We start from the raw sequence: 17,250 nt of genomic DNA, 5'->3' as shown, positions 1-17,250 counted from the left end.
GCCGCGCCGAGACTGGTAGTGCGGGGGCCACCCTCCGCACCGGGCCGGGCTGTTACGTTCGACGGGTGAGCGACAACGAGTTGGGACTCTTCCTGCGCACCCGCCGCGAAGCCGTCACCCCGGCCGAGGTGGGCCTGCCGTCCGGCCCGCGCCGCCGCACCCCCGGCCTGCGGCGGGCGGAGCTGGCCACCCTGGCCGGGGTGAGCGTCGAGTACGTGACCCGGCTGGAGCAGGGGCGCGACCGCCACCCGTCCGTGCCGGTGCTCTCCGCGCTGGCCGACGCGCTGCGGCTGGGCACCGCCGAGCGGGTCCACCTGCACCGGCTGGGCAAGGCGCTGGGCGGCCGGTTCACCTGCACCGGCGGCGCGGCGCCGAACCGGTCCGTCCGCCCCGCCGTGCGGGCGCTGCTCGACCACCTCGAACCCGCCCCCGCGCTGGTGCTCAACCGGCTCGGCGAGATCCTCGCCTGCACCGCCGCGTACCGGCGGCTGGCCGAACCCCTCGGCCTGCTGGACGGCGCGCGGCCGAGCCTGGTCCGCTACGTCTTCGCCGACCCCCGGGCCCGGACCGCCTACCCGGACTGGGAGCGCACGGCCGATCAGCAGGTGGCCGCCCTCAAGCAGGGCCCCGGGCGCTCCGACCTCCAAGTGGCCGCCCTGATGGACGAGTTGGCCCTCGCGGCGGGCGCCGAGTTCACCGACCGGCTGGCGAGCCTGCCCGGACTGCCGGATGCCACCGGGACGGAACGGCTGCACCACCCGGAGGCGGGTGAGCTGCGGCTGGCGTACGAGACCCTCCACCTGCCCGCCGACGACGACCAGCGCTTGCTGGTCCACCTGCCCGCCGACCCGGCCACCGCCGCCGCCCTCGACCGCCTGACCGGCCGCCACCCGGGCGCCCTGCGGGTGGTGCCCGCCTAGGACCCGTCAGTCAGCGGATCCCTGTTGCCGTACTCCTCTCCGAAGTCCCGCGCGGACGAGCTGCCATCACCCGAGGCTCGGGCGTGATGCCGTTTCGCGGTTACGGGGTGCCCGCCTGCTCAGTCACCCGCGTCCAGGTGTTCATGATGATGAAGGTCCTGGTGCCCTCCACCTTGCCGGTCCGGCGTACGGCGTTGATCACCTGCTGAAGGTGCTTCACGTCCCGGACCCGGAGCCTGAGCAGGGCGTCGGAGGTGCCGGCGATGCTGTGGCTCTCCTCGATCTCCGGGATGCTCTCGGAGATGCCCTGGATCTCGTCGCTGTCGGTGGCGCCGAGCAGTCGGATCTCGATGAACGCCTGAAGCATGCCCGCCCGGCTGTCCTCGATGACCGCGGTGTAGCCGCGGATCACACCCGTCCTCTCCATGCGCTCGATGCGGCGCGCGCACGGAGCCGCCGAGAGGCCCACAGCACGCGCGATCTCCGACACGGGCGCTCGCCCGTCCTTGCGGAGGACGGTCAGGATATGACGGTCGATCGCGTCCACGGCCAACTCCCCGAATCGTGCGCGCCACGCATGAGTCACGCGCTGAAAGCTCCACTGCTCCTTGCGGATCGAGTGAACCACGCTCGACATGTGCGTGATGACGCCCGGCCTATCGCCTGCGGACCGCCCTCCTGTCATCGTCGTGGCGTCCGGGTGACCCCCGGCAGGAGGCCCGCGCCGGCCAACCCCCACGGCGCGGACTCCGACCAGGTGACAGGTGCGCGGGCATCCCCGGCACCCCGCGGCCGGCCCCCCATCCCGGGGCCGGCCGGGTACCGGACCAGGTCCACCAGCAGCGGCCATCGCGCCGGCCGAACGGGCGGGCTGCCAAGGACCGGACGCACGAGAGGGTGAGGGCCGGACGGCCCCAGACGGGCTCAGATCCAGCCGCGCTCCCGCGCCCGGACCCCCGCCTGGAACCGCGTACCGGCGTCCAGTGCGACCATCAGAGCCGCCACTCGCCGCGTCGCCGTGCGCACGCTGACCCCCAACTGCCGGGCGATCGCCTGGTCCTTGAAACCGGCGTGCAGCAGACGCACGAGCACCAGATCCTCCTCGCTGGGCCCCTCCTCCGCCTCCTCCACCTGATGGGCGAGCAGGGGTTCGGCGCGTTCCCAGTACACCTCGAACAGCTCGATCAGCCCGTCCAGCAGGCCCGACGGATGCACGAGCACGATGGATTCCTTGCTGCCACCGGTCAGCAGCACCATCGCCACCCTGCGGTCCACGATCCGCGCCTTGAAAGGCAGATGACGCAGCAGCCGCGACTTCTCGCCGAGGGCGGCGAGCCGCAGAACGGTCTCCATCCGGCCGGGCGGAGCGATCGACTCCAGGCAGTACACGCCCCGGACGTCCACGCCGCGCTCCACCCATTCGCGGGTGGTCGTCTTCTCCTGCTCGTGGAAGTGCGGCTGACCGACCGCATCCAGGTACGGCGGCTTGTCCAGCGTCCACAGATGGGTGGTGACGGACCGGTTCACCTCGTCGATCCGCCGGGCGATCGCCTCCGGGTCCGAGACCACCTCCACCAGGGCTTCCGGGTCCGACGTCAACTGGTGGGCCCGGTAGAGGCGATGGAGACCCGACAGTTCCGCCTCCACTTCGGCGTACATCGTCTCCGCCTCGGACCGACGCCGGTGCAGCAGGGCCGAGAGCGCCGACCGGGGGCTCACCGCCTCCCACCGGCCCCGGCCCACCCGCCGTACGAGGCCGAGGTCGGCCAGCCGCTTCAACGCCTGTCCGGTGCGCGCCACTCCGGTGCCGGTGCTCTCCGCGAGCTCGGCCACCGTGCACTGCTGTCCCGACAACACCGCCCGGTACACGCTCTCGTCGAACGGGCCCACGCCCACGGCTTCCAGCACAACCACCCCTCCTCGCCACCCGGGAGGACAGCGCCAGAGGCCCATGCCCCGTCGCGGGCCGACCGGTCCTCCCACGCCTGGCGCGTTTGGTCACCACGCCAAAGACGCCATCACATTATCTGGACAGCCGGTATTCGTGCGGCGTTCACTCGTCCCGGACCACCTGTCAGTCACCCCAGGTGCCAGCCGGTTCGGAGATTCCCACCCCCAGCGCAGGCCGCAGACGAGCATCCACGCTCGTCCCTCCGGCGTGCGTGGAAATCCATGAGGAGAGTCCGTGTCACTCCCACCGCGACGAACGTCGCGCAACCGGCGAGCCGCCCTCGCCGCCTTGCTCACCACCGCCCTCGCCGCGCTCAGCCTCCCCCTCGCCACGACCGCCACCGCCGCTCCCGCCCCCGATCCCGCTCCGATCGCCGAATCCGCGACGGGCACCTACCTGGTCACCCTCGCCGACGAGCCGCTGGTCACCTACGACGGCGGGGTCGCCGACCTCTCCGCCACGAAACCCGCCGGGGGCGGCAAGCTCGATGTCGAATCGGCCGCCGCCAAGCGGTACCGCACCCACCTGACGGACCAGCAGACCCGCGTCGCCAAGGAGGTCGGTGCCACCGTCCGGCAGCACTTCGCGGTCACCACCAACACCTTCAGCGCCCGGCTCGACGCCCGCCAACTGGTGCGCCTCGCCCGCACCGGGAGCGTCGTGCACATCGCCCCCGACCGGTTCCACCGGGCCGCCGACGACCGGAGCTCCACCGACTTCCTCGGGCTCTCCGGCCGCGACGGGCTGTGGAAGGCCCTCGGCGGGACGGCCGAAGCCGGCAAGGGCATCGTCATCGGCGACATCGACACGGGCATCTGGCCCGAGAACCCCTCCTTCGAGGCCCCGGCCCTGAGTTCCCGCAAGCCCGGCAACAAGGACCGCCACCGCCCCTACCGGGTGGGCGCGACCACCGTGATGCACAAGGCGGACGGCGGCACCTTCAAGGGCACCTGCCAGACCGGCGACCGCTTCACCGCCGCGGCCTGCAACGAGAAGGTCATCAGCGCCCGCTACTTCGGCGACGCCTGGTTCGACGCCGTACCGGAGTCCAACCGGGCCGGATACGTCTCCCCGCGCGACAGCCAGGGCCACGGCACCCACACGGCGTCCACCGCGGCCGGCAACGCCGACGTCCGCGCCAAGGCCGACGGCGAGGACCTCGGCACCGTCTCCGGCGTGGCCCCCGCAGCCGCCATCGCCGTCTACAAGGCCCTCTGGCAGAGCAAGGACGGCACGGCGGACGGCGGTCTGACCAGCGACCTCGTCGCCGCCATCGACCAGGCCGTCGCCGACGGCGTGGACGTCATCAACTACTCGCTCGGCGGCACGGTCGAGAGCGGGTACGACGACCCGGCGCAGGTCGCGCTCCGCAACGCCGCCGTGGCCGGGGTCTTCGTCGCCACCGCCGCGGGCAACTCCGGCCCGAAGCCGTCCAGCCTCGACAACACCGCGCCCTGGACCACGACGGTCGCCGCCGGCACCATCGCGTCGCACACCGGCACGGTGACCCTCGGCAACGGCGCGAGCCACACCGGCATCAGCACGACCGTGCACCGGCAGGTCGGCCCCGCCCCGCTCGCCCGGGGCTCCGCGGTCCGGGTCTCCGACACCGTGGACGTCTACGCGGACTACTGCATGTCGAACTCCCTCGACCCGGCCCGCGCGGCCGGGAAGATCGTCGTCTGCGAACGGGGCTTCAACTCCCGCCTCGAAAAGTCCGCCGAGGTCCGGCGGGCCGGCGGCATCGGCGTCGTCCTGGTGAACCCCGGCGACGAGAGCAGGGACGGCGACCTCCACAGCTTGCCGGTCGTCCACCTCAACGCCCCCGACGCGGCCACCGTCCGCACCTACGCCGCCACGGACGGAGCCACCGCCACCCTCACCGCGGGAGGCGCCTCCGACGCCTACCCGCAGGTGGCCGGCTTCTCTTCGCGCGGCCCCTCGCTCGTCGGCAACGGCGACCTGCTCAAGCCCGACATCACCGCGCCCGGCACCACGATCCTCGCGGCCGTGTCCCCGGACGGCAACAACGGCCACGACTTCGACTACTACTCCGGCACGTCCATGGCCACCCCGCACATCGCCGGCCTGGCGGCGCTCTACCTCACGGAGCACCCCACCTGGTCCCCGATGAGCATCAAGTCGGCCATGATGACCACCGCCACGCCGACGAGGACCGCGGACGGCAAGAACGGCGGCGACGCCTTCGCGCAGGGCGCCGGCGAGGTGGACGCACGGGCCATGCTGCGGCCCGGACTCGTCTACGACTCGGGCGAGCGGGACTGGCTCGCCTACCTCGAAGGCTCCGGCGTGCACACCGGAACCGGCGTCAAGGCCATCGACCCGAGCGACCTCAACTACCCGTCCATAGCCGTCGGCGACCTCTTCGGCAAGCAGACCGTCACCCGCACCGTCACCGCGACCACGCCCGGCACCTACCGTGCCCGCGTGGACCTCCCCGGCGTCAGGACCACCGTGAGCCCGCCCGTCCTGCACTTCACCCACCCCGGCCAGAAGCTCACCTTCACCGTCACCCTGGACGTCACCACCGCGCCCGCCGGACGCGTCGACACCGGGTCCCTCACCTGGACCTCCGACCGCATCACCGTCCGCAGCCCGATCGTCGTCACCCCGCAGACCGTCCGCGCCCCCGCCGAGATCAAGGGCTCCGGGTCCAGCGGCTCGACCGGGTTCTCGGTCACCCCGGCCACCGGCACCTTGACGGCCACCGCCTACGGACCGGTCTCCTCACCCGTCACCAAGGGCACCCTGACCTCGATGCAGCAGCTCTCCTACGACGCCGAGATCCCGTCCGGCGCCAAGGCGTCGCAGATCACGGTCCGCTTCGACGCGGCGGCGGACACCATCACCGGCGTCCTCTGGGGCGGCAAGGTCGGCGGAGTCATCCAGGACGTCCAGGTCGCCGTCCCCGACAGCGACGGAAAGGTCACCATCACCGTGCCGCATCCCACGGTCGACGCCATCTTCGTGTCCCTGGTCGCGGTCGGGGCCGACGCCGAGACCGTCACTCCGTACACCTACCAGGCGAACCACGTCACCGCGGACAGTCCCGTCACCGGCAAGGTCACGGTCACGCCCGACCGGGCCCGCGTGACCCCCGGCGTACCGACCGACCTGACCGCCGCCTGGTCCGGCGTCCCGGCGGACGCCCGGTCCGGCGCCTGGATCGAGTACGCCAACGGGGCGGGCTCCTTCCTGTCCCTCAACTGAATCCCGGCACCCACCGGCGGGGGCGGCACGCACGCGCGTGCCGCCCCCGCACGGGTGCTCCGCCCGCGCCGACCACTCGAACTGATCAGCGGGCCACGGGCGAACCGCATCCGCGGGGGTTGCTGCTGGAGGGCCGGCACACGTCGAGCCCGACGAACCCGCCGGCACGGGACTGCGGCCCGCCGCGCTGGTCGCGGACACCGCCCACGGCGCCGACGCCGGCTTTCGCCCCGGCCTGGAAGGCCGCCACCCGGCCTGTGCCCGGCAGGCCCGGGGCGAGATGACCGCCCACCAGGAGGACGCGGAACCGCATCAGCAGTTCGACCAGGTCGCTTGCGGCCCGTTTCCCCGGCAGCGGGCGCAGCCGGGCGACTGCCTCCTCGACGTGCTCGTCCCGGGTCGGCGGCCAGGCGATGCGGGCCTGGCCGACGGCGGTACGGCGGACGCACGGTGTCGCCACCGTGCGTCCGCGGTGTTCCCGGATCAGTCGATGGCGTCGAGGACGTCGCCGAGGTCCACGAACTTGAAGCCGGTGGCCTCGCGGTCGTCGTCGCCGGGGGTCTCCTGGCCGTCCTGGACGACGAGCAGGCCGTGGGGGTAGCGGCTGCCGAGGGGGGCGTTGAGGGCGGCGGCGCCGTCGCAGACCTCGGAACCGTCGAGGGTGGTGGAGGCGGCGGTGATACGGAAGGCGCCCTCGTACTCGTTGTCGTCGTCGCGCTCGCGGTCGTAGGCGACGAAGGTGTTGTCGCCCTGGCTGGAAGCCAACAGGTAGCCGTCACCGTCCGCCTCGGTGACCAGGGCCAGGCCCTCGACGTCGGCGGCGAGGTGGTTGCCGCCGTAGCCGGGGTCGGCGCCCGGGGTGCACTCCCCGGTCGCGTCGTCGTAGGTGCCGGGCACGCCGTACTCGCGCACCTTGTCGACCAGGACCGGTGTGCCGGTCAGGCCGGCGTCGACGCGCCAGATGCCGACGTCCTCCTGTCCCGCGTACAGGGTGCCGTCGGCCGGGTCGACGACCATGCCCTCGACCTGCGGCAGTTCACCGGGTTCGGCGCACGGCGTCCAGGTCGTGCCGTCGGGCAGCCGGAAGGTGGACGGCAGGTCGAGAGTGCGCACCCGGCGGTAGTCCACCGTGCCGGCCGGGGTGGCGATCAGTTCCAGCATCGCGATCCGGGTGCGGTTGCGCTGGCTGACCAGCGCGTAGGAGCGCCCGGTGGAGCGGTCGGTCCAGGTGGCCAGACCGTACGCGGTCTTCTGCTTGTTGATCTCGGCCTGGTCGGCGGAGAAGACCGGACGCGCTCCCGGGTCGGTGACGTCGGTGAGCGGACCGCCGGGCTTGTCGCGGTCGATGCGGTAGATCCGCAGCCGGTCGTTGCCGCGGTCGCTGACCACCGCGAGGTCGGCGGGGGCGCCGCCCAGCCTCAGGCCCCACACCAGGTCGACGTTGTTGAACCGCCCGGGCTTGTCGGCGGCGCTCGGCCCGGCCGGGGCGGGGAGCGACTGCACCTGCCGCGCCTCCAGGTCGTAGACCCGCAGGCCGCCCTGCTTGGCCGTGGCGATCACCAGGCTGCGGCCCGGGTCGGCGGCGTTGCGCCAGATCGCCGGGTCGTCCGCGTTCGCGTTGCCGCCGGCCTCGTCGTCGAACAGAGGCGCGGTCTCGGCCTTCGCGTGGACGGCCGGGATCCCGGAGGCCTGCGCCGGGAGGGCGAGCGAGCCGGCCAGTGTGGTGCAGAGGACGAGGGTTGAGACGCGGACGGCCAGACGTATCGTCATGCTTTCTCCCGATATGAGCGGTTTACCCTGATGAGGAAGAAGCTCGCTGCCGCATCCGTCATGTCCGCGACCGTTCGGTGTCCGGCGGTTGAACACCTCGCGAAGCCGTGGAGCGAGGACCGGACCGCCCCGGTCGGCCCCGGCCCGTGATCACCGGTTCCGAGGCCTGCGGGACATCACCGCCCTCCCGCCGCATGAGGGCCGGCTGGAGGGACGGTCCTTCGGCAGCCGGAGCCGACTCGACGGACAGGACGCTAGGCCCCGGGCCCGAGACCGCGCATCAGGGAGAGCCCTTGCCTCGGGCGCAGGGTTCCTGGCAGTCCGTCATCGACCGCCGCCCTTGGTCGCTCCGATCGACAACCGCCTACTTCGGCGCGGCGACGAGACGCGCGGCCAAGCCGCCGAAGATCCTTCCACTGAGGACGTTCAACGCCCGAGCGGTGCGGGCACTGCGGCGCAGCAGCGCGGCAAGTCGTCCGGCCAGCAGCCCGACCGACGTGTCGACGGCGAGGCCGATGAGGACCATCGTCAAGCCCAGGAGGAGGAACTGCACCGGGACGTGCCCCGTGGCCGGACGGACGAACTGTGGCAGGAATGCGATGTTGAACAAGATCACCTTTGGGTTCAGCAGGTTCGTCAGCATGCCCTGGCCGAAGGCGCGCCACCGACTGGGGCCCGCCGACCCGGTGGTGCCTTCGTCCTCGCCGAGCGGGGCGCGGTCCCGGAAGGCCTTGACGGGCCCGCGGCGGCGGTCGCCCGTGGCGGGCGCGATCGGGGCTTCACGGGCCGTACGGACACCCGGAGTGCTGCTGCTCTCCGAACCGTCCATCCGCTGTCCGTCGGCCCGGAGGGGAGCAGTCGGTGTTCCGGGGCGCGGATGGTCCCCGGTGCTGAGCAGCGCGGACGCGGGACGACCGGCACCGTCCCGGAACAACCGCCGGCGCACCTTGCGGGGCAACGCATTCATCGAGCCGCTCGCCTCGCCAGGGTGCACACCCGCCTCGGCGATCCCCGGCCGTGTGACGAGCTTGAGCCCGAGATGTCCGCGACGCCCGAGCGGTGGCCCGGGACCTTCGTCGATGATCGACGTTGGTCCGCCGCGGCAACGACCCGAACACCTCACCCACCAACTCCGCCAGCTCACCACGGAGCCGCTCCACATCCCACCTTCACACCCGGGGGGCGCCCACCACCAGGAAAGATCACCCAACGTAACGAATCACTACGGCGTCCTCCCCCCTCGCGTGCCGCCGGACGCGCGACGCCGGGTCTCCGCCCGGCCCCGAGGGGCCGGGGGAGACCCGGCGGAGGGGCGAGGGCCTAGTACCTCAGGCCGCCGCCCTGGCTCTGGGTCACGCCGCCGGCGAGGTACAGGTTCCCGTCCGAGTCCAGGATCGCGATGACCTTCTTCGTGCCGCCCCAGTGGGTGGTGAAGTAGAACTTGTTCTTCGTGCGGTCCACCTCCAGGTTGGTGTTGATGGACAGCTCGATGCTCTGGGGGCCGCTGACGAGCACGTCCCGCTTGGGCGAGGTGTCGTAGACCCGGTTCTGGACGAGCTTGACGCGGCCGTTGCCGTCGCCCTCGTAGTTCTCGTCGGTCGCCTGACCGAGGTCGATGTCGGGCATGGAGGTCCTCCCCTATGTTCTGCGGGAGCCGCCGAGGGCGCTCCCGCACTCCAGTGGAAACGAGTTCGGGGCCGGGTCGGCGGTTTCCCCGCCCGGCGCCGCGTCCTAGTAGGTCAGGTTCGTCTGCCCCGTGTTCAGCCGGCCGGCGAGGCTCAGGTTGCCGTCGGAGTCCAGCACGGCGAGGAGGATCTTGATGCTGCCGTGGTGGGTGGTGAAGTAGACCTTGTCGGCCTCCTGGCTGCTGGACAGGTTCGTGTTCACCGAGAGCTCGATGCTCTCCGGGCCACTGATGACCACGTCCTTCTTCGCCGGGTTCGAGGCCACCCGGTTCTGCGTCAGCTTGATCCGGCCGTTGTAGTCGCCGGTCTTCACATCCGACGCCACGCCGAGGTCGATGTCGGGCACGGAGGTCCTCCCCTACGTTCTGCGGGAGCCGCCGAGGGCGCTCCCGCACTCCAGTGGAAACAAGGTCGTGGCCGGGTGGGCGGTCTGCTCCACCCGGCGCGGGCGCGCGCACCGCGTCGGTGCGCGCGGGGGCGGCCGGGGCGGCGCCCCGGTCTGATCAGGTCAGGTTCCCCTGGTTGGTGAACACCTTGCCGGCGATGGAGAGGTTGCCGTCGGAGTCCAGCACGGCGACGACCTTCTTCGTGCTGCCGTGGTGGGTGGTGAAGTAGATCTTGTCGGCTTCCTGGCTGGTGGACAGGTTCGTGTTCACCGAGAGCTCGATGCTCACCGGCGATCCGACGAGCACGTCCTTCTTCGCCGGGTTCGACTGGCCCCGGCTCTGCACCAGCTTGACGCGGCCGTGGAAGTCGCCGTCGTCCCAGTCGTCCGCCACCCCGAGGTCGACGTCGGGCATGGAGCCCCCCCTTTCGGTCCTGCGGGGCGTCCACGAGGGAACGCCCGCGCTCTGATGGAAACAACTTCGGTCCCGGGTAAGGCACTTGGCCGCCCGGACCGATCGAAAACCTACACAGCCCGGCTGCGGAACCGGCACGTCCGTTCGTAAATTTCTGATACCGCCCCAAAATGAGAGGGTGCTGATCGATTTTGCCCGGACGGGGGGCTCCGGGCGCAGCACGCTGCCCGGACCGGCGGAGGGGGTGGACGGGTGGCCGGTGCGGGCGGCTAGGTTGACCGGATGCAGACGAACCCGACGGCGAACTCCACGGCGGACCCGGCGACGGACCTGACGGCGGCGGAGGTCGCGGCCGCCGGTGCGGCCTGGGTGTGGACGCCGGAGGACGCCGAGGTCTTCACGGACGGGACGTGCACCGTGCTGCGGCTGCCGGACCGGTACGCCTTCGACCTCTCGGTGGTCTCCTTCACCCCGGCCGGCCCGCTCGGCGAGGCCGTGGACGCCGTGCTGGCGCTGGCCCGGACGCTCGGGCCGCTGGTGCTGGACTGGCAGGTGCTGATCGGCGACCCGGCCGGGCTGGGCGCCGAGCTGGCCGCGCGCGGCGGGCGGATCAAGCTCGGGCTGGAACTCCTGGCCACCGACCTGTCCGGCGGCGCGCCGGCGCCCGTCCCGCCCGGGCCGGCGACCGAGCTGCGCTGGGTGCGCGACCCGGCCACCGCGCGGGACGCCGCGGCCGTCGAGGTCACCGGCTTCGGCGGCGAACTCCCGTCCGCCGCCTGGTGCGAGGGCGCGGCGGCCCGAGGCGCGGCGAGCGTCCCGGCGGGTCGCGGCGGCACCCTCGTCGCGTACGCGGACGGCACGCCCGTGGGCGCGGCGAGCCTCGAACTGGTCGACGGCGTCGCCCGGTTGACCGGCGGCGTGGTCGCCCCGCCCTGGCGCGGACGGGGCGTCTACCGGGCGCTGCTCGGCGCCCGCCTCTCGTACGCGGCGGCGAACGGCGCCCGGATGGCCCTGGTCAAGGCCAATCCGGACACGTCCGGCCCGATCCTGCGCCGCAACGGGTTCACCGGGTTCGGCCAGGAGCCGGTCTACGCCCTCCGGCTGGGTTGAGCGGGGGCGGACCCCCGGCTTCAGACGCCGGTGGCGATGCGGCCGAGGTCGCTCCAGTCGCCCCGGCCGTCGCCGCCGTTGTTGGCGTAGGCGGTGACGGATCCGTCGGTGTTGGTGACGAGGTAGTCGGCGCGGCCGTCGCCGGTGACGTCGGCCAGCACGACGGCGTCCTGGTTGGTGGTCAGGCCGGTGGCGATCTGCCCGTAGTCGCTCCAGCCGCCGTGGCCGTCGCCGCCGCGGTCGAGGTAGGTGGTGACGGAGCCGTTCGGGTGGATGACGTTGTAGTCGGCCCGGCCCTCGCCGTCGACGTCGGCCAGGCGGATCCGGCCGAGGTCGCCGGTGAGGCCGGTGGCGATCTGCCCGTAGTCCCTCCAGCCGCCCGAGGTGTCGCCCCCGCGGTTGAGGTAGGTGCGGATCCCGCCGTTGCCGTCCAGGACGCAGTAGTCGGCCCGGCCGTCGCCGTCGACGTCCGTGAACCGGACCCGGGAGGCGTCGGTGGTCAGCCCGGACGCGACCTGGCCCAGGATCTGCCAGCCGCCGTTCCCGTCCCCGCCCCGGTTCAGGTAGGCGGTCACCGAGCCGTTGCCGTTGATCATCAGGTAGTCGGCCCGGCCGTCGCCGTCGAAGTCCGCGAAGCGCACCCGGGAGGCGTCGGTGGTCAGCCCGGACGCGACCTGGCCCAGGTTCTGCCAGCCGCCGTTCCCGTCCCCGCCCCGGTTCAGGAGGACGTTGACCGCCCCGCCCGGGTTGACGACGACGTAGTCGGCCCGGCCGTCACCGTCGAAGTCCGCCCACCGCACCCGACCGGAACCCGCCTCCGAACCCGCGCGGTGCGCGGCAGGACGCTGCGCCAGGCCGTCCGTGACGGCCTGGTCCAGGCCCTGGAAGAACACGCCGGCGAGCCGGGCGTAACCGGCGTCGTTCGGGTGCAGCTGGTCGTTCATCTCGGTGCCGGCCAGCGCCGGCGGCTCCAGGTAGCGGAACTTGCGCCCGGCCAGGCTCCCGTACTGCAGGGCCTTGATGTCGGCGTTGTAGGCCTGGGCCGCGGTCTGCAGGCCGGGCGTGGTGGGGATCAGGCCCTGGACGAGGAGGGTGACACCGGGACGGTCGGCGAAGATGCGGTCGGCCAGGTCGACGAACGCGGCGGCGGCCCGGTCGGCCGACGCCTGGGTGTTCCGGGCGGGATCGCGGTCGAGGTCGTTGATGCCGATGTGGAGCAGCACGACGTCGGGGGCGGCCGCGGAGAGCCAGCCGTCGACGCCGGCGCGGATGTCGGCGACGCGGGCGCCGCTGTGCCCCTCGTTGTCCGGGTCGGCGACGTTGCCGAAGCTCTGCGAGCCGACGTAGTCCGCGGTGAAGCGGGACTGTCCCGCGAGGGTGTTCCACAGCGGCAGGCGGTAGCCCGCGCCGGTCGTACCGCCGACGCCCGCAGTGATGGAGTCGCCCAGGGGCAGCACCCGCAGCGGCGGTGCGGCGGGGGCGGCGGCCTGGGCCGACGGGATCGTGAGGAGGGATCCGGAGACGATCGCCAGTGCGGCGACTCCGGCCCGTCCGAGGTGCTTCATCATGGGCGGAAGCCTTTCACGGGGAAGGGACGGGCCTTCGGGCGCCCGTGACGATGCGGACGAGGGGGACGGACGGGTGCTGATCGCGATGGCGGGCCTGCCCGGCGCGGGCAAGAGCACGGTCGGCGGAGCACTGGCGCGGCGGCTGTCCGCGCCGGTGGTGTCGGTCGACCCGATCGAGGCGGCGATGCGCCGGGCCGGGGTGGCGGCCGACCAGCCGACCGGCCTGGCCGCGTACCTGGTGGCCGAGGCGGTCGCGGACGGAGTGCTGGCGCTCGGCCGGCACGTCGTCGTCGACGCCGTCAACGCGGTGGAGGCGGCCCGCGGGCAGTGGCGGGCGCTGGCGGCCCGGCACGGCGTGCCGGTGGCGTTCCTGGAGGTGGTCTGCCCGGACCAGGCCCTGCACCGGGCCCGGCTGGAGGGCCGCCAGCGCGGCATCGATAGCTTCCCGGAACCGAGTTGGGACGCGGTCCAGCGCCTGCGGGCGGAGTACCGGCCCTGGCCCCCCGCGCCGCCGGGCCGGCCGGAGCTGCTGGTCCTGGACAGCACGGTCGAGGTCGCGCGGAACGTCTCGACCGCGCTGGACTTCCTGGCCGCGGTGTCCTGAGCGGGACGGGGGAGGACGGGACGGGGGAGCGGGGGGCGGGGTGGGGGCGGGGTGGGTCAGGCCGTGGCGCCGGTCAACTCCTCCAGTTCGACGAGCAGTTCGGAGAGGGCGACGGCGTCCACCCCGGCGAAGGGCCGCTCGTGCCCGTCGCCCGGGACGTACCCGCCGGGCCGGGTGCCGAGCCAGACCTCCCGCACGGTCTGGTCGGGCCGGGCGGCCACCGAGGCGCCGTGCAACCCCGGGTCGAGGACGACGCTCAGGTACCGGCCGTCCGACAGCCGCTTGTAGACCGCCGACCCGCTGGCACCCGCCTCCGGCTGCCCGCGCACCCAGTCGCGACCGCGCCGCACCAGCTCCTGCGCCGCCTCGTAGCCGACGAGCCGCCCCGAGAACCCCGGCAGGCGGTGTCCGGCCGCCTGCTCCGGCGTCAACGACCTGACCGGACGCCCGAGTTGGGAGAACGGCTGGACCAGCAGGTAGTCGGTGAAGAGCTCCGTCCAGCCGGCCAGGTCGCCGCCGAGGCGGACCGGGTGGACGAGGCGGACGACGGCGTCGGCGGGCAGCTCGAACGGCTTGTCGTCGAGGTCGGCGAAGGTGCGGTCCTCGGCGACCCGGAACGCCCCCGCCGCCTGGGCGGCACCGCGACCGGTGGTCCACAGCAGCTGCTGCCCGAGCCGGCCGAGCAGCGGGTGAGCCAGGAAGAGCGACCTGAACTCGTCCGCGCCCCAAGGCCGTTCTTCGACCATGGCGGCTTCGAGCCGGGCGATCTGCTCGGCCCCGACGGTGCGCAACTCCTTCTTCAACGCCGCGTACCGCTTGCGCGCGGCGGGGGCCAGCTCCGGATCGTCCCGCTCGCCGGGCGCGGGCAGGGCCGCTCGCCGCCGGCCCGCCGCGTCCAGCACGTACGGCTGCAGGTGCGCGTCCAGGGCGACGGTGAACTCCCGCGGCCCGTAGTCGAACCGGGCCGTGCCGTCGGCGGCCAGGCCCAGGTCGGGCACCAGCCGGTCGGCCAGCTGGTCGGGCGTCAGGCACAGGTGGAGGGCGACCTCGGCGACCTTCTCCCGGGCCCGGGCGCGGATCCCCGCGAAGCGCACCCGCTGGGCGATGTCGTGCAGGTGGGCCAGCGCGGTGTCGGTGCCGATCGCCGCCAGCACGTCCAGGCCCTCCGCCGCCCGGCGGCTCGCCTGCTGGCCCGGCCACGACCGCAGCACCGGGGCGAGCCGTCGGGCCGTGTCGTCACCGCCGAACTCGCCGAGCAGGGACAGCGCCCAACTCCCCGCGGCGGGCATCCCGGCCAGCCGCCACTCCTCGAACACCGCCCAGCAGAACGCCTCCCACGCCCCCGGCGCACACTCCCGCGCGACCAGCGCCAGCCCCGGGTAGGGGGCGCCGGGCTTCGACAGCGCCAGCATGGTCAGGACGCGGCGCACGGCGGCCTCCGGCAGCACCGCGCCCACGGCGGGACGGTCCCCCGAGTCCGAGTCCGAGTCCGAGTCCGAGTCCGAGTCCGAGTCCGAGTCCGAGCCTGCGTCTGCGTCTGCGCCCGTGCCCGCGGCGGCGCGTAGCGGTAGGGGCGGCAGCAGCGTCGGGTCGAGCCAGTGGGGTGGTTCGGGGAGCCGGGTGGGCAGCGCGGCCACCAGGGGGTCCACCGCCAGTACGGCCGCGACGGCTCGCGCCACCCCCTCCCCGTACCGCTCGGTGACCGCCGCCGTCAGCCGGTCCGGGCCGGACCGCGCGGCGACCAGGCGGAGCGCCTGTTCGGCTGCCGTCCGGGCCCGGCCCGGGGCGCCCACCGCGTCCGGGACGAGCAGCAGCGCGCCCGCCACCCCGTGCCGGGCGAACCACGAACCGGCCGTGCTGCGAACCGACTTGAGCGTGACCAGGCCCTCCGCCATCAGCCGGGCCGCCGCCACGTTCAGCACCGGCAGCAGCAGTGACGCGGTCTGCGCGGGCCGCAGCCGGGCGGTGTGCAGCACCACCGGCACCGCCGAGCGGCCGTAGTCGGCGAGCACCGGGCGGAGCAACTCCACGCCCTGGTAGATCAGTTCCGGCCGCCAGCGGACCAGCAGCGGGGCGAGCGCCGGCACCGGCGCCCGCCGCAGCCACCGGCAGGCCGCCCACATGCCGCCGCCGGTGAACGCGTCCGACGCGGCCGCCACCCAGTCGGTGTCCGCCGGGAGGTTCCACACGTCCTCGTCGGGCTCGGCGGGCACGGCCCAGGCCTCCCGTTCGCCCGGCAGCCAGCGCAGCTCGGTCGACTCGTCCACGGTCGACTCGTCCACGGCCGGCGCGGCCGGTCCGGCCGTCGCCCGGGGCCGTCCGGTCGCCCGGGGCCGCTCCCACGGCGGCGACGCCAGCACGGCGGGCCAGTCCGGCTCGGCGGCGAACGGGCCGGCCGGCCGCGCGGCGGGCAGCGTGCGGACGAACGCCGCCGTCGCCGGGTCGAGCCGGACCGGCAGCGGGTCCGCCTGCGCGGCCAGGCCGCGCAGCCGGCGGTCCAGCAGGTGCCGGGCCGTGCTCCCGCCGTCCCGTGCCGCCGCCGCCAGCAGGCGCAGCCCGCGCACCGGATAGCGCTCCACCGCCGCCCACAGCACCGGCGCCACCGACTTGTCGTCCGCCCGCTCCAGCAGGGCCCGCACCGCCTCGTCGCTCGGGAACTCCAGGAGCAGCTCGGCGAGTCGGCGTGCCTCGTCGCCGCAGTCCAGCCGGCGCAGCGCCCTGGCGAGCAGCGGCACCGCGTCGGTGCCCAGACCGTCCGCGACGGTCGCCGCCGTCTCGGCGTCCCACGGGAACCAGGCCACCCGGGCGGCCAGCCGGTCGACCTGCGCGCGCTCGCCGAGCGCCGACAGCAGCAGCGCCCACAGCGACCGGCCCTGCCGTTCCGCCGGCAGCTCGTCGATCCACTCGTCCACCCAGCCGGGCACCTCCGGGAACAGGTACCCGGCGCCCGCCCGGTGCAGCGGCCCGCCGGAGCGCAGCTCCCCGGCCGCCGCCCGGGCCGCCCGGTGGTCGGGCCCGGTGGCGACCGCGAGCAGGTGCCGGGCCCAGCGCAGCAGTTTCGCCGGCTCCCGGCCGAACGCGGGCGAGGCGGGGTTGCCCGGCAGGAGGCGCTCGGCGGCGCATCCCGGCCACGCGTGCGCGTACCCGACCCCGAGCGAGGCGACCGCGGCCCGGACGGCGAACACCAGGCCGTGCCGCGCCGTCCAGGCGTCGACCAGGAGCGCCCCGCCCGCCGCGCCCTCCTCGTACAGCGGGGACAGCATCGACGCGACGCAGGCCGCGCCCAGCGCGTCCGCCGCGCCGTCCAGGTACGCCCGGGCGGCGCGCACCAGCGCCCCGTCCGAGCGGGCGGAGGCGCACACCCGCTCGATCCACTCGCGGTGCTCGGCGACCAGCGCGTCCTCGGCCGCCACCGCCCCGGCGCCGGGCCACTCGGCGGGCGACACCGCCGCGCCCCCGCGCCTCGGCACCACCAGCGACCCCCACCCGGCCGGCCATGCGAAGGCGTCCTCGCCCGATTCCGTCCGCCGCAGCACCGCGCCCCCCGCACCCATCACACCTCGGACCGACCAACGTCGGTTCCCAGCCTAGCCAGTGGCCCCGACACCGCC

The 17,250-nt window shown here is 74.0% G+C and carries 14 protein-coding genes; 4 read left to right on the top strand and 10 right to left on the bottom strand.

Going from position 1 to position 17,250, the window contains the following annotated elements:
* The first annotated feature begins 65 nt into the window (after positions 1-65).
* Positions 66-920 carry a helix-turn-helix domain-containing protein gene (locus ACZ3J7_RS15110; protein ID WP_465620692.1) on the top strand — a complete coding sequence of 285 codons (855 nt, stop codon included), beginning with the start codon at positions 66-68 and terminating at the stop codon, positions 918-920.
* A gap of 100 nt (positions 921-1,020) precedes the next feature.
* Here the strand turns inward: ACZ3J7_RS15110 and ACZ3J7_RS15105 are convergent, their stop codons facing one another.
* Positions 1,021-1,467 carry an Lrp/AsnC family transcriptional regulator gene (locus tag ACZ3J7_RS15105; protein ID WP_465620690.1) on the bottom strand — a complete coding sequence of 149 codons (447 nt, stop codon included), beginning with the start codon at positions 1,465-1,467 and terminating at the stop codon, positions 1,021-1,023.
* A gap of 377 nt (positions 1,468-1,844) precedes the next feature.
* Positions 1,845-2,828, bottom strand: coding sequence for a helix-turn-helix domain-containing protein (locus ACZ3J7_RS15100; protein ID WP_465620688.1), 984 nt, complete (start codon positions 2,826-2,828; stop codon positions 1,845-1,847).
* Positions 2,829-3,105: 277 nt separating this feature from the next.
* Between ACZ3J7_RS15100 and ACZ3J7_RS15095 the strand changes: the two genes are divergently transcribed.
* Positions 3,106-6,102 (top strand): S8 family serine peptidase, encoded by a 2,997-nt coding sequence (locus ACZ3J7_RS15095; protein ID WP_465620686.1) that lies wholly within the window; start codon positions 3,106-3,108, stop codon positions 6,100-6,102.
* Positions 6,103-6,187: 85 nt separating this feature from the next.
* Here the strand turns inward: ACZ3J7_RS15095 and ACZ3J7_RS15090 are convergent, their stop codons facing one another.
* The 6 genes from ACZ3J7_RS15090 to ACZ3J7_RS15065 form a co-directional block, all read right to left on the bottom strand.
* Positions 6,188-6,562: a hypothetical protein gene (locus tag ACZ3J7_RS15090; RefSeq protein ID WP_465620683.1), complete on the bottom strand. Its 375-nt coding sequence runs from the start codon at positions 6,560-6,562 to the stop codon at positions 6,188-6,190.
* 23 nt (positions 6,563-6,585) lie between these two features.
* A complete protein-coding gene (locus tag ACZ3J7_RS15085; protein WP_465620681.1) occupies positions 6,586-7,872 on the bottom strand; it encodes a phytase in 1,287 nt (428 codons plus the stop codon).
* Between the two features lie 364 nt (positions 7,873-8,236).
* A complete protein-coding gene (locus ACZ3J7_RS15080) occupies positions 8,237-8,701 on the bottom strand; it encodes a LysE family translocator (RefSeq protein ID WP_465620679.1) in 465 nt (154 codons plus the stop codon).
* Positions 8,702-9,192: 491 nt separating this feature from the next.
* Complete coding sequence (locus ACZ3J7_RS15075) at positions 9,193-9,498, bottom strand: DUF6342 family protein (protein ID WP_465620677.1); 306 nt, start codon at positions 9,496-9,498, stop codon at positions 9,193-9,195.
* A gap of 105 nt (positions 9,499-9,603) precedes the next feature.
* The gene (locus ACZ3J7_RS15070) at positions 9,604-9,903 is read right to left on the bottom strand and encodes a DUF6342 family protein (RefSeq protein ID WP_465620674.1); all 300 of its coding nucleotides are present in this window, start codon (positions 9,901-9,903) and stop codon (positions 9,604-9,606) included.
* 157 nt (positions 9,904-10,060) lie between these two features.
* Entirely contained in the window at positions 10,061-10,357 is a 297-nt protein-coding gene (locus ACZ3J7_RS15065) for a DUF6342 family protein (RefSeq protein ID WP_465620672.1), read from the bottom strand.
* A 282-nt stretch (positions 10,358-10,639) separates the two neighbouring features.
* Here ACZ3J7_RS15065 and ACZ3J7_RS15060 point away from each other — a divergent pair, with 282 nt between their 5' ends.
* Positions 10,640-11,467 (top strand): GNAT family N-acetyltransferase, encoded by an 828-nt coding sequence (locus tag ACZ3J7_RS15060; protein ID WP_465620669.1) that lies wholly within the window; start codon positions 10,640-10,642, stop codon positions 11,465-11,467.
* Between the two features lie 20 nt (positions 11,468-11,487).
* Here ACZ3J7_RS15060 and ACZ3J7_RS15055 read toward each other — a convergent pair whose 3' ends face one another.
* Positions 11,488-13,035, bottom strand: coding sequence for an FG-GAP-like repeat-containing protein (locus tag ACZ3J7_RS15055; RefSeq protein WP_465620667.1), 1,548 nt, complete (start codon positions 13,033-13,035; stop codon positions 11,488-11,490).
* 73 nt (positions 13,036-13,108) lie between these two features.
* Here ACZ3J7_RS15055 and ACZ3J7_RS15050 point away from each other — a divergent pair, with 73 nt between their 5' ends.
* The gene (locus ACZ3J7_RS15050) at positions 13,109-13,639 is read left to right on the top strand and encodes a P-loop nucleotide/nucleoside kinase family protein (protein WP_465620664.1); all 531 of its coding nucleotides are present in this window, start codon (positions 13,109-13,111) and stop codon (positions 13,637-13,639) included.
* A 56-nt stretch (positions 13,640-13,695) separates the two neighbouring features.
* On the opposite strand, the gene ACZ3J7_RS15045 is transcribed toward ACZ3J7_RS15050, so the two are convergent.
* Entirely contained in the window at positions 13,696-17,193 is a 3,498-nt protein-coding gene (locus ACZ3J7_RS15045; protein WP_465620662.1) for a DUF4132 domain-containing protein, read from the bottom strand.
* Positions 17,194-17,250 lie beyond the last annotated feature (57 nt).

This window comes from Kitasatospora sp. NPDC015121 (assembly GCF_055562955.1).
This window is presented reverse-complemented; position numbering and strand designations above follow the sequence as displayed.